The sequence below is a fragment of the Flavobacterium sp. genome (assembly GCF_040402835.1).
In the GTDB taxonomy this organism is placed as follows: Bacteria; Bacteroidota; Bacteroidia; order Flavobacteriales; family Flavobacteriaceae; genus Flavobacterium.
Map to the genome: position 1 here is coordinate 44,727 of NZ_JBBALW010000007.1, position 15,482 is coordinate 60,208.

The following is a 15,482-nucleotide window of genomic DNA, read 5'->3' on the forward strand; positions in this document are numbered from 1 at the left end:
GCTTGTAATTTGATGTAGTTTTTGTAACTTTATCTTTTTAAAAATAAAATATATGTATTTAATAGTCGCAGGTTTAATTATGTTGTTCAGTTGGTTGGTGAGTCGCCAATTGAAAAAGAAATTTGAATTGTATTCAAAATTGCAGTTGAATAATGGAATGTCGGGTGCTGAAATCGCCGAAAAAATGCTCGCAGATCACGGAATTACGGATGTTACTGTAATTTCAACTCCGGGGCGTTTGACAGATCATTACAATCCAACGGACAAAACAGTAAATTTAAGTGAAGCTGTTTACAATCAAAGAAATGCTGCCGCTGCTGCAGTTGCTGCTCACGAATGTGGTCACGCAGTGCAACACGCCACCGCCTATAGTTGGTTGGAATTGCGTTCTCAATTGGTTCCAGTGGTAAATATTGCATCAAATTATGTGCAATGGATTTTGATTGGAGGAATTTTCATGATGAAAACATTCCCGTCATTATTGTTAATTGGAATCGTGATTTTTGCTGCCACAACTTTGTTCTCCATTGTAACTTTACCAGTAGAATATGACGCAAGTAACAGGGCATTGGCTTGGTTAGAAAACAAAAATATGTTGACACGCGAAGAGCAAGCTGGAGCACAAGACGCTTTAAAATGGGCTGCAAGAACGTATGTAGTTGCCGCAATTGGTTCTATCGCTACATTATTGTATTATGTAATGATTTATATGAACAGACGATAATCCTAAGTCAAATAAAATTAGAAAAGCGGGGAGCATTATTGTTTTCCGCTTTTTTTAAGCCACGAATTACACGAATTGCCACGAATTTTTTAAAATAAAATTTGAGTAATTCGTGCAATTCGCGTCAAAGAGTTATCTTGTTTTTTATAATCAAATCAACGCATTACCAAATTAACTTCCTTACAATTGTATTTGTCTTTCGATTTGCTGGTCTAAGGAAATGAAGGTTTCCGTTCTTGAAACGCCTTCAATGGCTTGGATTTTGGTATTTAATAGGTGCATTAAATGTTCGTTATCACGACAAATAATTTTGATTAATATTGACCAATTTCCAGTTGTATAATGACATTCTAAAACTTCCGGGATTTTTCTCAACTCTTTCACGGCTTCTGAATTTCGAGCCGCTTTATCTAGGTAAACTCCCACAAATGCCATCGTGCTGTAGCCCAAAACTTTGTTATTGACAATGAATTTAGAACCCGAAATTACACCTGATTGTTCTAATTTTCGCAATCTTTGATGGATTGCAGCGCCAGAAATTCCAATTTTATTGGCAATTTGAAGGATGGGTTTTCGGGCATCTTCCATCAAATCCCGAAGAATTTCTTTGTCGATTCCATCTATTTCTACTATTTGTGAATTGAGCTTCATGTCTTTTATATTTCAACCAAAATGGTATTTTTAGTTATAATTCTAAACCAAAAATACAAAAAAAAACATTAAATTTTGCTGATTTTAATTTTAAACGTATTGGAATAGAAAATCCCGAAGAATATTATTTTAAATTCAGATTTTTCAGTTTTAGATAATGAGTTAGAGGTTGTTTAGTATTTTTCTTGGATGTTAAACCACCAGACACTCGAAGGGATTCGAGAACTGGTAATTTTAAACTAGTAACGAAACACCCGACCGAGTTTAGTGATTGCTTCATTCTTCGCAATGACGCTCAAAACGAGGGCACGCCAAAAAAAAATAAAAAAACCAATAAAAAATTTACTTGCAATCATAACTTTCGAGCTTTGACTTTCGACATTCGACATAAATTTATTACTTTCGCACAACGATTTAAGAAAAGGATAAAATGAGCACTAAATTTACTGAATACAAGGGACTTGACTTGCCAACTGTGGCATCGGAAGTATTGGATTTTTGGAAAAAAGAAAACATATTCGACAAGAGCGTGACGACTCGTGAAGGAAATAAACCGTTCGTATTTTTTGAAGGTCCGCCTTCGGCAAATGGATTACCGGGAATTCACCACGTGATGGCGCGTGCTATAAAAGATATTTTTTGCAGATATAAAACGCAAAAAGGGTTTCAAGTAAAGCGAAAAGCGGGTTGGGATACGCACGGATTGCCAGTAGAATTAGGTACTGAAGCGGCATTAGGAATTACAAAGGAAGACATAGGAAAGTCGATTTCCATTGAAGAATACAACGAAGCCTGCAAGAAAACCGTCATGCGTTATACGGATGTTTGGAACGATTTGACCGAAAAAATGGGCTATTGGGTCGATATGGAAGATCCGTATGTGACCTATAAATCCAAATATATGGAATCGGTTTGGTGGATTTTGAAGCAAATTTACAACAAGGATTTGATGTACAAAGGCTACACGATTCAGCCGTATTCTCCAAAAGCAGGAACAGGATTATCGTCGCACGAAGTGAACCAACCAGGAAGTTATAGAGATGTTACGGATACGACGGTGGTGGCGCAGTTCCTCTCCCCAGCCCTCTCCGAAGGAGAGGGAGCCGAAACGGAAAACTCTGTTGGAAAAGCATTTGGTTTTAGCGCAACGTCACGCTTCCCTTTGGGAAGGGATGGGGATGGGATTTATTTCTTGGCTTGGACTACAACACCTTGGACTTTGCCGTCAAATACTGCATTGACAGTAGGCCCAAAGATAGATTATGTTTTAGTTAGAACTTTTAATGAATACACTGATAAACAAGTTAATGTTATATTAGCAAAAAACTTAATTTCAAAACATTTCAAAGGGAAATATTTTCAAATACCTGAATCAATAGATTTTTCTAATTTGAAAAATGAATATGATGGAATAGGCAGGATTGAAGCGATAACAGGGGAAAAGTTTTCTGATATTGATTTTCGAAACTTTTTTGATATTAAAGTAGGAAAAAAATATAAACATTACGAAAATTCAATTTACAAACAAATTGGATATGATTTTAATGAAGAAACAATAAATTTTATTGAAGCATCAGATATTCAGACTATTAATAAAAAGACTCCATATCAAGTTGTTGCCGTATGCAAAGGCGCTGATTTAGTTGGAATTCGATATGAACAATTGATGCCATTTGTATTGCCATACCAAAACCCAGAAAATGCTTTTAGAGTAATTGCTGGAGATTTTGTAACTACGGAAGATGGAACGGGAATTGTGCACACTTCGCCGACTTTTGGAGCTGATGATGCGAAAGTTGCAAAAGAAGCTGTCCCAGAAATACCGCCAATGTTGGTCTTAGACGAAAATGGAAATCCAGTTCCGTTGGTAGATTTGCAAGGAAAATTCATTACTGGTTTGGGAAGTTATTCTGGAAAATACGTTAAAAACGAGTATTATAAAGATGGTGAAGCACCGGAGCGTTCTGTCGATGTGGAAATTGCCATTCAGTTAAAAGAAGAAAATAAAGCCTTCAAAGTTGAGAAATATGTGCACAGTTATCCACATTGTTGGAGAACCGATAAGCCAATTTTGTATTATCCTTTGGATTCTTGGTTTATAGAAATTACGAAAGTTCGCGACAGAATGTTCGATTTGAACGAAACCATCAACTGGAAGCCAAAAGCTACAGGAGAAGGACGCTTTGGAAATTGGTTGAAAAATGCCAACGATTGGAACTTATCGCGTTCACGATATTGGGGAATCCCATTGCCGATTTGGAGAACGGAAGACGGAACCGAAGAAATCTTGATTGGTTCGGTTGAAGAATTATACAACGAAATAGAAAAATCAATTGCTGCAGGTTTTCAAAAAGTAAATCCATTTAAAGGGTTTGAAATTGGAAATATGAGCGAATCAAATTACGATTTGGTTGATTTGCATAAAAATGTAGTTGACGAAATTAAGTTGGTTTCTGCCTCTGGTAAAGAAATGAAACGCGAAGCCGATTTAATTGATGTTTGGTTTGATTCTGGAGCTATGCCATATGCGCAGTGGCATTATCCATTTGAAAACAAAGATAAAATTGACGGAAACAAAGATTTTCCAGCCGATTTTATTGCCGAAGGAGTCGATCAAACGCGCGGTTGGTTTTATACATTGCATGCCATTGGAACATTAGTTTTTGATAAAATTGCCTATAAAAATGTAGTTTCTAACGGTTTGGTATTGGACAAAAACGGACAAAAAATGTCTAAACGTTTAGGAAATGCTGCCGATCCATTTGAAACATTAAAGGAATATGGCCCTGATGCTACGCGATGGTATATGATTTCGAATGCCAATCCGTGGGATAATTTAAAATTCGATTTAGAGGGAATTGCTGAGGTTCGTCGAAAATTCTTCGGAACATTATACAATACGTATTCGTTTTTTAGTTTGTATGCTAATATTGATAATTTCAAATATACTGAAGCTTCAATTCCTGTAAACGAAAGACCTGAAATTGACCAATGGATAATTTCAGAATTAAATACGTTGATAAAAGTAGTTGATGATGCTTATGCTGATTATGAACCAACTAAAGCGGCTCGTGCCATATCAGAATTTTTGCAAGAAAATTTAAGCAACTGGTATGTTCGTTTGTGTAGAAGACGTTTTTGGAAAGGCGAATACGGACAAGATAAAATTGCAGCGTATCAAACATTATACGAGTGTTTGTTGGCTATTAGCAAGTTAGGTGCGCCTATTGCTCCATTTTTTATGGATAAATTATACAGAGATTTAACATTAGCATCACAAACAGAGTTGTTTGAAAGCGTACATTTGGCTGATTTTCCTCAAAGGGTTGAAAAGTATGTTGATAAATCGTTAGAGAGCAAAATGCAGAAGGCACAAACCATTTCATCATTGGTTTTATCACTACGTAAAAAGGAAATGATAAAAGTGCGTCAGCCATTACAAAAGATAATGATTCCGATACTTGACGAGAGTCAACGTGCTGAAATTGAAGCCGTTTCCGACCTTATAAAAGCAGAGGTAAACGTAAAAGAAATAGTCCTTTTGGATGATGCTTCGGGGATATTGGTTAAGCAAATTAAGCCAAATTTCAAGTCATTAGGCCCTCGATTTGGAAAAGATATGGGTTTGATTGCCAAAGAGATACAGGGATTTTCATCAGAACAAATTAATAAATTTGAAAGAGAAGGGTCTATTGGTATTGTTATTGCAGAAAAAAGCATAATTTTATCATTGGAAGAGGTTGAAATTTCTTCACAAGATATTGAAGGTTGGTTGGTAGCCAATTCAAATGGGATTACGGTGGCTTTAGACATTTCAATTTCAGAGGAATTGCGACAAGAAGGAATTGCGAGAGAATTGGTAAATAGAATTCAGAATATTAGAAAAGATTCCGGATTTGAAGTTACCGATAAAATCAAAGTGCAATTGAAGAGAAACGGAGATTTGGAGGAAGCAATTCTGAAAAACGAAACCTATATTAAGTCTGAAACTTTAACTGATTCTTTAGTTTTTGTAGATGATTTAGAAAATGGAATAGAAATAGAATTTGACGAAATTAAAACAAGAATAGTAATAAATAAATAAATTTAGAATGGTAGACAATACATTAAGATACTCTGATGCTGATTTAGCAGAGTTCAAAGAGCTGATAATAAATAAAATGCACAAAGCACAAACCGATTTAGAATTAATCAAAAGTGCGTATATGAATGATTTAAATAACGGAACCGACGACACGTCACCAACATTCAAAGCTTTTGAAGAAGGTAGTGAAACGATGTCTAAAGAAGCCAACTCACAACTTGCGATTCGTCAAGAAAAGTTTATTCGTGATTTAAAAAATGCGCTTTTCCGTGTTGAAAACAAGACATACGGCTTTTGTAAAGTAACCGGAAAATTAATCAATAAAGACAGATTATTGGTAGTTCCTCACGCTACAATGAGCATTGAAGCAAAGAATTTACAGAGATAATTAAGGATTTATCGATAAAATTATAAACGCTCCTTTTTGGGGCGTTTTTGTATTAAAAAATAGTGTTATTTTTGCGGTATTAAAATTTACAAAATGTCATTAAAAAAAGCCTATTTCCTTATTTTCATTATATTATTAATTGATCAAATTTCTAAAGTCTATATCAAAACTCATTTTGTTTTAGGCGAAGAAGTTGCGGTTTTCAATTGGTTCAAAATTCTTTTCATTGAAAATGAAGGAATGGCTTGGGGAACTCAAATTCCTGGGTCATACGGTAAAATCATATTGACAGTTTTTCGATTATTTGCTGTATCAGGAATTGGCTATTGGCTTTGGGATGCTGTCAGAAAAAACAGTTCCAATTTTCTTGTTGTTGCCATAGCTTTGATATTTGCAGGCGCTTTTGGAAACATAATAGATTCCGTTTTTTACGGGGTAATTTTCGATGACAGCTACCACACTGTTGCTACTTCTTTTTCCGATAAAGCCTATGGAACATTATTTCACGGGAAAGTTGTAGACATGTTCTATTTCCCTATTTGGGAAGGAAACTTACCGAGTTGGTTGCCTTTTTGGGGTGGAAAATACTTCACTTTTTTCAATGCCATCTTCAATGTTGCCGATATGGCGATTTCTACTGGAGTTGGAATTTTACTAGTTTTTAATAAAAAAGCATTCGGGAAAATGTAGTTTTTTATCGCAATCTTATTAAAAAAGTTCGCCACGAATTCCACTAATATTCACCAATCAAATTTGCGAATTTGGGGTTGGTTTTTAGAAAATATTGAATTCAAAAACATTTTTATGAGTAACACAATAATCTAATTTTACATCGACTTCATGAATATCCGAAATCAGTTCTTCGGGCTCAAAGAAGGACAAGCCAATTTTAATTACATCTGGATTGCATTCGGACAAAAATTTATCATAAAATCCTTTTCCATAACCCACACGATTTCCAGTTTTGTCGAATGCCAAAAGCGGCACAAAAACAACTTCCAATTTATTTACAGGAACTTCAATTCCATCAACAGGTTCAGGAATATTGTATTCGTTTTTTTTGATTTTCGTATTATCCGTCAATAAATAATGCGTCATGTTCCGACTTTCAAAATCACTTTTTGAGATGCAGATTTCTTTGTCTTTCCCAGATAATAGGTGCAAAATAAATTCAGTATTCACTTCTTTTTGTTCTTCAATTGGTAAAAACAAATGAAAATACGTCTTTTCCCAAATCGGTAGCGTCAAAACATTATTGGCAATAGCCAGACTCATTTCGTCAATATCTTTTTCAGAAAGTAACTGACGGAGCGTCTTGTATTTCAAACGAATTTCTTTTTTAAACATCGCTTATTTGAGTTGAAATATGATAAATAGCATCGCCTTGATATACAATTGGAGCGTCATTTACATTGATAATATAACCCGAATTTGGCGCTTTTACTTTGTGTTCAATTTTACCATAAGGGTCGGAAATTGTTGCCAGAAACTGCCCTTTTTCAACATAACTCCCAATACTTGTAAAACCATGGAACATCCCAGAATATTTGGCACGAATCCAATTTGATTTTTCAATATAAATGGTTTTCTTTTCAGGAATTGATATTGTTTTTTTTAAATTCAACATCCCAAAATGTTTTAGAATACGTTTGGTTCCCTCAATTCCGTGTTGTGTAATATCATTGTTAATATTAACTGATTTTCCACCTTCAAATAGCAACATTTTTACGCCTAATTTATCGCAAGAATTTCGAAACGAACCAACAATATTTTTTGAATACAATCCAAAAGGCGCTTGGAAAATATCTGCCAAAGCTTTTAATTCTTTATTTTCAGGAACAATTCGTATTTGCGGTGCGTTGAATCTGCTTGAGCCGCCAGCGTGAAAATCTATAGCATAATCAACATGGGGCATAATTTCTTTCAATAAATAATAGGCAAATCTACTTGCCAATGAACCTTTTTTACTGCCAGGAAAAACCCTATTTAAATCTCGTTTATCTGGAAATTCTCGCGTTTGATTTACAAATCCAAACACATTAATTACAGGAATACAAATGATGGTTCCTATTATTGGCTTGTTGATTTTTTGAGTAATAAGTTGGCGAACAATTTCAACTCCGTTAATTTCATCGCCGTGTAACCCTGCCGAAAGTAAAATTGTAGGGCCTCTAAATTTTGAACGCTCCACAATTATTGGAATTTTCAATTTTGTCATCGTGTGCAAGGTTGCAATTTCCATATTGATGGTTTTGCTTTCACCGGGCAAAACAACCTCCGTTAAAATGGTAATACTTTTAGGTTCTAAATGAGTCATAATTAGGATTAAAAGCTAAAAGTAGAAAATTATGAGTTACAAATTATAAGTTATTCATTGTTTTTCGGTTTTGAAAGTGAGATTTTGTAAATTTGAACACCAAAAAAAATCCAAAGCGGTTTTAATTTGGATTGATTTATAAAATAAATGCAAAATCCTTCGCTTCAACTTCAGATACAAACACTTCCAGATGGTCCTGGCGTATATCAATATTATGACAAAGAAGGGAAAATTTTATATGTTGGAAAAGCAAAAAATTTAAAGAAAAGAGTCGCTTCCTATTTTAATAAAATTCACGATACAGCAAAAACAAATGTCTTAGTCAAGAAGATTGTAACCATAAAACACATTGTCGTTCCCACCGAAACCGACGCGCTTTTATTGGAAAATAATTTAATAAAAACATTGCAACCCCGCTACAATGTATTGCTTCGTGACGACAAAACCTACCCTTGGATTTGCATAAAAAAAGAGCCTTTTTCAAGGATTTTTCCAACGAGAAGAATGGTCAAAGATGGTTCCGAATATTTTGGGCCTTATACGAGTTTCAAAACGGTAAATACGATTTTAGAACTAATAAAAGAACTGTATCCGCTGCGAACGTGCAATTATGATTTGAGCAAAAACAACATCGAAACCTATAAATTCAAGGTTTGTTTAGAATACCATATTGGAAATTGTAAAGGCCCTTGTGAAGGATTCGAATCATTGGAAGATTATCAGAAACAAGTTGACGCAATCCGAGAAATTTTGAAAGGAAATTTCAAAGAAAGTATGAGGGATTTCAAAAAAGTAATGACTGATTTGGCTTCAGAAATGCATTTTGAAGAAGCACAAAAAATCAAAGAAAAGATAGCGATTTTAGAAAATTATCAATCGCGATCCACGATTATAAATCCAAAAATCACGAATATTGATGTGTTTTCAATTGTATCCGATGAAAGTGCGGCATTTATCAATTTTCTACAAATTTCCCATGGCTCGATTATTCGCTCGCATACAATGGAAATAAAAAAGAAATTGGACGAAACCGATGCGGAATTATTGGAACTTGCCATTATCGAATTGCGGGAACGGTTCCAATTGTTATCGAAAGAAATTATCGTTCCCTTTGAAGTTGATTTAGGTGAAAACATCAAAATTACCATTCCACAATTGGGCGATAAAAAACAAATTTTAGAGTTGTCTATTCGAAATGCCAAATTTTACAGAATTGAACAGTTAAAACAACTTCAAATTGTAGATCCAGAACGGCATTCCAACCGAATTATGGCGCAAATGCAAAAAGATTTACGGTTACATGAAGAACCTCGACATATTGAATGTTTTGATAATTCAAATATTCAAGGAACCAATCCTGTTGCGGCTTGTGTGGTTTTTATAGATGGAAAACCGAGCAAAAAAGACTACCGCCATTTCAATATAAAAACCGTTGTGGGTCCAGATGATTTTGCGTCGATGGAAGAAGTGGTTTTCAGAAGATACAAACGCATGCTTGACGAAAATCAACCTTTGCCACAATTAATAATCATTGACGGAGGAAAAGGGCAATTATCATCCGCGTTGAAAAGTATTGATGTTTTGGGATTACGAGGAAAAATCGCCATAATTGGCATTGCGAAACGCTTGGAAGAATTATTTTATCCAGGAGATTCTGTTCCATTATATTTAGATAAAAAATCGGAAACATTGAAAGTTATTCAGCAATTACGAAATGAAGCACACAGATTCGGAATTACATTTCATAGAGACAAACGAAGCAAAGCTGCGTTAAATTCTTCCATAGAAAGCATTCCTGGAATTGGCGAAAAAACAATGCTTTCGTTAATTCAGTATTTTAAAAGTGTTAAAAGATTGAAATTAGCCACCGAAAAAGAAATTTCTGATGTGGTTGGGGTTTCAAAAGCCAAAAAAATTACCGACTTTTACAAAACAATTTAAAAGGTATAATGAAAAACATCACGGCATTCGTTTTCTTCCTTCTTATATTTTCACAAAGCACTTTTTCGCAAGAGCCCATAAAACCCCGACTAAAAGTAGGTTTGGTGTTAAGCGGTGGCGGAGCAAAAGGATTTGCGCATATTGGGGTTTTGAAAGTGCTGGAACAAGCAGGCGTGAAAATTGATTATATTGGCGGAACAAGCATTGGCGCGGTAGTTGGCGGTTTATATGCCTCAGGATATAATGCCACTCAAATAGATTCCATATTCAAAGACACGAATTTCAACAACTTAATAACCGATTTTATTCCGCGTTCTTCAAAAAATTTCTATGAAAAAAGAAACGATGAATTGTACGCCCTTACATTGCCAGTGAATAATTTTAAAGTTGGAATTCCAGTGGCTTTATCAAAAGGTATGTACAATTTTAATTTGCTTTCCAGACTTACAAATACCGTTCGACACGTTCGGGATTTTAATAAATTACCGATTCCTTTTTTATGCATTGCGACCGATATTGAAACGGGAAAAGAAGTGATTTTAGATAAAGGCTATTTGCCACAAGCATTATTGGCGAGTTCGGCATTTCCATCTTTATTTTCACCAGTTGAAATTGACGGAAAATTATTGGTTGACGGCGGCGTTTCTAATAATTATCCAATTGATGAAATTCGAAAATTAGGTGCCGATGTGATTATAGGCGTTGACGTTCAAGACGATTTAAAAGACAGAAATAGTTTGAATGATGCTACCAAAATATTAGTTCAAATTACGAATCTTCAAATGATTCAAAAAATGAGATTAAAGAGGGCTTCTACTGATATTTACATAAAACCTGAAGTAAATGCATTTGGAATAATCTCATTTAATGACATTCCAGAAATTATTAAAAAAGGAGAAGAAGCTGCTTTTTCAGTATTTGAAAAAATAAAATTATTGGCGGATTCTACTACAATATTTAAAATAAACAATCTAAAAAAAGAGAGCGATACGCTTCATATTAAAAACATTAAAATCAATGATTTAGACAATTATACACGTTCTTATGTTATTGGAAAACTAGGTTTCAAGGCAAGTACTACTATTGCTTATAATGATTTAAAAATTGGTATAGACAACTTGAGTGCTACACAAAATTTCAAGAAAATATCCTATTCTTTAGATAAAAATGAGGCTTTTGATGATTTAAATCTTACGCTTACAGAAAATCCACAGAAAACTTTTTTAAAATTTGGATTTCATTATGATGGTTTATTTAAAAGTTCTGTTTTAGTAAATTTGACTCAGAAAAAAGTGCTTTTAAAAAATGATGTCGCCTTGTTAGATATTGGATTAGGGGATAATTTCAGATATAATTTTGAATATTATATTGATAATGGGTTTCATTGGAGTTTTGGATTAAAATCAAAATACAATCGATTCACAAAGAACGTTTCTACCGATTTTAATAATGGACTTTTGCTCACACAATTAGGAATTAAAACCCTAAACATTGATTATTCTGATTTTACAAATCAAGCGTATTTGCAAACTGTATCTTTTCAAAAATTCCTTTTAGGGATTGGTGTAGAATATAAAAACTTAAAAATTAGTTCTGAAACTATCTCAAATACAACGCCAATTATTGAAAACAGTAATTATTGGAGCGCCTTTGGTTCGTTAAAATATGATTCGTTTGATAATAAATATTTTCCAAAAAGCGGATGGGCATTTTCAAGTGATTTTCAAACCTATTTACATTCTACAGATTTTACAAATCAATTTCAGCCTTTTTCAATCGTAAAAAGTGATTTTGGAGTCGTTAAAACATTTTATAAAAAAGCAACCATAAAATTTCAAAGTGAGGCTGGCGTTAAAATTGGCAATGGGAATGTTCTGTTTTTCGATTTTGTATTAGGTGGTTACGGGTTTAATCCCATCAATAACATCAAACAGTTTTATGGATATGATTTTCTCAGTATAGCAGGGAACAGTTATATAAAAACATCTTTTACGTTAGACTACGAATTTTTTAAAAAAAATCATTTAAATTTTTCAGGAAATTATTCTCAGATCGGCGATAATTTATTTAGAAATACCGAATGGATTTCTAGACCAAAATATTCGGGATATGCCGTTGGATACGGTCTAGAGACAATTGTTGGCCCTGTTGAAATAAAATATACATGGTCTCCAGAATTGAATAAAGGCTATACTCTGTTCGCTATTGGTTTTTGGTTTTAATAAAAAATCATCCCCAAACCAATATAAATGTTTGATGTTGTAGAAAATTCTATATATTTGAAAATCTAAAATCTAAAAACTAAAATAGTTAAATATGTCAATTTGGAAGAAAAAACCGCTTGCACAATTATTAAGTGAGGCCTCAGAATCTGAAAAAGGATTAAAAAGAACATTAACCGCTAAGGGTTTAACCGCTCTGGGAATAGGAGCAATAATAGGAGCAGGATTATTTTCTATTACGGGAATTGCTGCTGCAACAAATGCAGGTCCAGCAATTACGCTTTCTTTTATTGTAGCGGCATTGGGCTGTGTATTTGCAGGGTTGTGTTATGCAGAATTTTCATCAATGATACCAGTTGCTGGAAGCGCATATACCTATTCATTCGCAACAATGGGTGAATTTATCGCTTGGATAATAGGTTGGGATTTAGTTTTAGAATATGCCGTTGGAGCGGCAACGGTTTCTATAAGTTGGTCAAGGTATTTAGTAAAATTTTTAGATTCATACGGAATTCATATCAATGAAAATTTAACTCATTCCCCTTTTGAAGGCGGTACAATCAACTTACCGGCCGTGTTTATCGTAATGTTAATGTCATTTATTTTGATGCGAGGAACTAAAGAATCAGCAACAGTAAATGGAATAATAGTTTCTTTAAAAGTAGCCGTAGTATTAGTTTTTATAGCTTTGGGATGGCAATATATCCGCCCCGAAAACTATCATCCATACATTCCGGCTAACACAGGAGTATTTGGAGAATTTGGCTTTAGCGGTATTATTCGTGCCGCGGCAATAGTATTTTTTGCTTACATAGGTTTTGATGCTGTTTCAACTGCTGCTCAAGAAGCAAAAAACCCTAAAAGAGATATGCCGATTGGAATTCTATTATCTTTAGGAATTTGTACTGTTTTGTATATTTTATTTGCCCATGTAATGACAGGGGTGGTAAACTATACCGCTTTTGCGGGAGCTGATGGTATAGCTCCAGTAGCAATTGCAATTGATAATATGGGAGTGGCAGATGCCTCTGGTATGATTACGCCAGCATTCCCTTGGTTAAATAAATTAATTATACTTGCAATTTTAGGCGGTTATGCCTCAGTAATATTAGTAATGTTAATGGGACAAAGTCGAGTATTTTTCTCTATGAGTAAAGATGGATTAATGCCTAAAGTATTTTCAGAAGTTCATCCTAAATTTAGAACTCCTGCTAAGAATAATTTACTTTTTATGTTAATAGTAAGCTTATTTGCTGCTTTTATTCCAGCAAGAGTTGTGGGAGAAATGACCAGTATTGGTACTTTATTTGCATTTATTTTAGTATGTTTAGGAGTTTGGATTATGCGAGTTAAAATGCCAGAAGTTCAAAGGGCTTTCAAAACCCCTTTTGTTCCTTTAGTACCAATTTTAGGAATTCTAGTCTGCTTATTCATGATGGTTTTCTTGCCGTTAGACACTTGGATACGTTTAATAGTTTGGATGATGATAGGCTTTGACCTTTACCTTTTTTACGGAATGAAAAATAGCGTTTTAAACCAAGGGATTTTTAGTGTTAAAAACTATAAATCAGTTGCTTTGATTGGTTTTGTAATGATAATTGCCTTGATTGTTATAGCTTTCGTTCATCATTCAGATCCTAAAGCCGATGATATTTATTTATATTATTTTTCTATAGCATTCGCTTTTATCCATTCTATAGTATATGGTATAAGTTATTTTAAAAAAAGGAATTAACTTTTTTTAATCAAAAAGAAAAAGGCACTAAAGAAATATTCTTTAGTGCCTTTTTCTTTTTGATAAATATTTCGCAATAAATACTGCTTAAAATTAAATTTTTACGATATTTGTTATATGAAAACAATTTGGTCTGGTTTATTAGATTATCTTCAATTTCTCATCAAGAGAAACCCAGAATGATTTTATATCTTTTGATTAAATAAAAAAGTGAAGTTTTACATAACTTTAATCCTTAAATTTTAAACAAATAAAGATGCCAATATATCACAAACTTGGAGAATTTCCCCAAAAACGTCATACTCAGTTTGAAAAACCCAGCGGAGGTTTTTATTACGAACAACTATTCGGAACAGAAGGATTTCATGGGCATTCGTCCCTATCTTATCACATTCACAGACCAACACAGGTTAAAGAAATTCTAAAATCATATTCGGTTGAACCAAAAATTGCCATTGGCAAAAACATAAAATCATTACTTTTAAAAGGATTTGATTTGCACCCGGAAGACGATTTTTTGGACAGTCGAAAACCAATGCTTGTCAACAAAGATTGTATCATTGGATTGGCAGCACCCAAAAAATCATTGCGCAGCTATTTCTATAAAAACGCCGATGCCGATGAATTAATTTTCATCCACAAAGGAAAGGGAAAATTGCGCACGATGTTAGGAAATATTCCTTTTGAATATGGCAATTATCTCATTATTCCACGCGGAATTATCTATCAAATAGATTTTGAAACTTCAGAAAACAGATTGTTTTATGTCGAATCATTCGCGCCTTTTTATACGCCTAAGCGATACAAAAACGAATCGGGTCAGCATTTAGAACATTCCCCTTTTTGCGAACGCGATTTTATTTTGCCAAACGAACTCGAAACTTTTGACGAAAAAGGCGATTTCCTAATCAAAGTCAAAAAAGAAGGAATGATTCACGAAATGGTTTATGCAACTCATCCCTTTGATGTCGTGGGTTGGGACGGATATAATTTCCCTTACGGTTTCAGCATTCACAATTTTGAACCCATTACCGGACGTGTTCATCAGCCACCACCTGTACATCAAACCTTTGAAACTGCGACTTTTGTAGTGTGTTCTTTCGTGCCAAGATTGTATGATTATCACCCAAAATCAATACCAGCACCTTACAATCACAGCAATATTGACAGCGACGAGGTTATATATTATGTAGCTGGCGATTTCATGAGCCGCAACAATATCGAGCAAGGACACATCACTTTGCACCCAAAAGGAATTCCTCACGGCCCCGCACCTGGCGCAATGGAACGAAGTATTGGACAAACCGTAACCGAAGAATTGGCAGTAATGGTGGACACCTTTCGCCCATTAATGGTCACAGAAGCCGCTATGGGAATCGACGATGGTCAGTATTATAAATCGTGGGTAGATTAATTAGGA

Annotated in this window: 11 protein-coding genes; 8 read left to right on the plus strand and 3 right to left on the minus strand. The window is 34.3% G+C overall.

Going from position 1 to position 15,482, the window contains the following annotated elements; translation table 11 throughout:
* The first annotated feature begins 52 nt into the window (after nucleotides 1–52).
* Nucleotides 53–724, plus strand: a complete 672-nt coding sequence (locus AC9UEH_RS03810) for a zinc metallopeptidase (RefSeq protein WP_509528569.1) — start codon at nucleotides 53–55, stop codon at nucleotides 722–724.
* 180 nt (nucleotides 725–904) lie between these two features.
* On the opposite strand, the gene AC9UEH_RS03815 is transcribed toward AC9UEH_RS03810, so the two are convergent.
* The gene (locus AC9UEH_RS03815) at nucleotides 905–1,375 is read right to left on the minus strand and encodes an Lrp/AsnC family transcriptional regulator (protein ID WP_509528571.1); all 471 of its coding nucleotides are present in this window, start codon (nucleotides 1,373–1,375) and stop codon (nucleotides 905–907) included.
* A 430-nt stretch (nucleotides 1,376–1,805) separates the two neighbouring features.
* On the opposite strand from AC9UEH_RS03815, the gene ileS reads away from it, so the two are divergent.
* From ileS to AC9UEH_RS03830, 3 genes are all read left to right on the plus strand, one after another.
* Nucleotides 1,806–5,459 (plus strand): isoleucine--tRNA ligase, encoded by a 3,654-nt coding sequence (ileS, locus tag AC9UEH_RS03820; RefSeq protein WP_509528573.1) that lies wholly within the window; start codon nucleotides 1,806–1,808, stop codon nucleotides 5,457–5,459.
* A gap of 7 nt (nucleotides 5,460–5,466) precedes the next feature.
* Complete coding sequence (locus AC9UEH_RS03825) at nucleotides 5,467–5,847, plus strand: TraR/DksA family transcriptional regulator (protein ID WP_509528575.1); 381 nt, start codon at nucleotides 5,467–5,469, stop codon at nucleotides 5,845–5,847.
* 93 nt (nucleotides 5,848–5,940) lie between these two features.
* The gene (locus tag AC9UEH_RS03830) at nucleotides 5,941–6,537 is read left to right on the plus strand and encodes a lipoprotein signal peptidase (protein WP_509528577.1); all 597 of its coding nucleotides are present in this window, start codon (nucleotides 5,941–5,943) and stop codon (nucleotides 6,535–6,537) included.
* Nucleotides 6,538–6,621: 84 nt separating this feature from the next.
* On the opposite strand, the gene AC9UEH_RS03835 is transcribed toward AC9UEH_RS03830, so the two are convergent.
* The gene (locus tag AC9UEH_RS03835) at nucleotides 6,622–7,194 is read right to left on the minus strand and encodes a 5-formyltetrahydrofolate cyclo-ligase (protein ID WP_509528579.1); all 573 of its coding nucleotides are present in this window, start codon (nucleotides 7,192–7,194) and stop codon (nucleotides 6,622–6,624) included.
* A complete protein-coding gene (locus tag AC9UEH_RS03840) occupies nucleotides 7,187–8,164 on the minus strand; it encodes a succinylglutamate desuccinylase/aspartoacylase family protein (protein WP_509528581.1) in 978 nt (325 codons plus the stop codon). Before AC9UEH_RS03840 ends, AC9UEH_RS03835 begins: the two co-directional genes overlap by 8 nt.
* A 147-nt stretch (nucleotides 8,165–8,311) precedes the next feature.
* Between AC9UEH_RS03840 and uvrC the strand changes: the two genes are divergently transcribed.
* The 4 genes from uvrC (at nucleotide 8,312) to AC9UEH_RS03860 (ending at nucleotide 15,476) form a co-directional block, all read left to right on the plus strand.
* Nucleotides 8,312–10,105, plus strand: a complete 1,794-nt coding sequence (uvrC, locus tag AC9UEH_RS03845; RefSeq protein WP_509528583.1) for an excinuclease ABC subunit UvrC — start codon at nucleotides 8,312–8,314, stop codon at nucleotides 10,103–10,105.
* Nucleotides 10,106–10,113: 8 nt separating this feature from the next.
* Nucleotides 10,114–12,327 carry a patatin-like phospholipase family protein gene (locus tag AC9UEH_RS03850; protein WP_509528585.1) on the plus strand — a complete coding sequence of 738 codons (2,214 nt, stop codon included), beginning with the start codon at nucleotides 10,114–10,116 and terminating at the stop codon, nucleotides 12,325–12,327.
* A 94-nt stretch (nucleotides 12,328–12,421) separates the two neighbouring features.
* The gene (locus AC9UEH_RS03855) at nucleotides 12,422–14,062 is read left to right on the plus strand and encodes an amino acid permease (RefSeq protein ID WP_509528587.1); all 1,641 of its coding nucleotides are present in this window, start codon (nucleotides 12,422–12,424) and stop codon (nucleotides 14,060–14,062) included.
* 256 nt (nucleotides 14,063–14,318) lie between these two features.
* Nucleotides 14,319–15,476, plus strand: coding sequence for a homogentisate 1,2-dioxygenase (locus AC9UEH_RS03860; protein ID WP_509528589.1), 1,158 nt, complete (start codon nucleotides 14,319–14,321; stop codon nucleotides 15,474–15,476).
* Nucleotides 15,477–15,482: the final 6 nt, after the last annotated feature.

Excerpts from the sequence above, each read along its gene's own strand:
- AC9UEH_RS03810 (WP_509528569.1), top strand. The coding sequence starts at position 53 with ATGTATTTAATAGTCGCAGGTTTAATTATGTTGTTCAGTTGGTTGGTG.
- AC9UEH_RS03815 (WP_509528571.1), bottom strand. The coding sequence starts at position 1,375 with ATGAAGCTCAATTCACAAATAGTAGAAATAGATGGAATCGACAAAGAA.
- ileS (WP_509528573.1), top strand. The coding sequence starts at position 1,806 with ATGAGCACTAAATTTACTGAATACAAGGGACTTGACTTGCCAACTGTG.
- AC9UEH_RS03825 (WP_509528575.1), top strand. The coding sequence starts at position 5,467 with ATGGTAGACAATACATTAAGATACTCTGATGCTGATTTAGCAGAGTTC.
- AC9UEH_RS03830 (WP_509528577.1), top strand. The coding sequence starts at position 5,941 with ATGTCATTAAAAAAAGCCTATTTCCTTATTTTCATTATATTATTAATT.
- AC9UEH_RS03835 (WP_509528579.1), bottom strand. The coding sequence starts at position 7,194 with ATGTTTAAAAAAGAAATTCGTTTGAAATACAAGACGCTCCGTCAGTTA.
- AC9UEH_RS03840 (WP_509528581.1), bottom strand. The coding sequence starts at position 8,164 with ATGACTCATTTAGAACCTAAAAGTATTACCATTTTAACGGAGGTTGTT.
- uvrC (WP_509528583.1), top strand. The coding sequence starts at position 8,312 with ATGCAAAATCCTTCGCTTCAACTTCAGATACAAACACTTCCAGATGGT.
- AC9UEH_RS03850 (WP_509528585.1), top strand. The coding sequence starts at position 10,114 with ATGAAAAACATCACGGCATTCGTTTTCTTCCTTCTTATATTTTCACAA.
- AC9UEH_RS03855 (WP_509528587.1), top strand. The coding sequence starts at position 12,422 with ATGTCAATTTGGAAGAAAAAACCGCTTGCACAATTATTAAGTGAGGCC.
- AC9UEH_RS03860 (WP_509528589.1), top strand. The coding sequence starts at position 14,319 with ATGCCAATATATCACAAACTTGGAGAATTTCCCCAAAAACGTCATACT.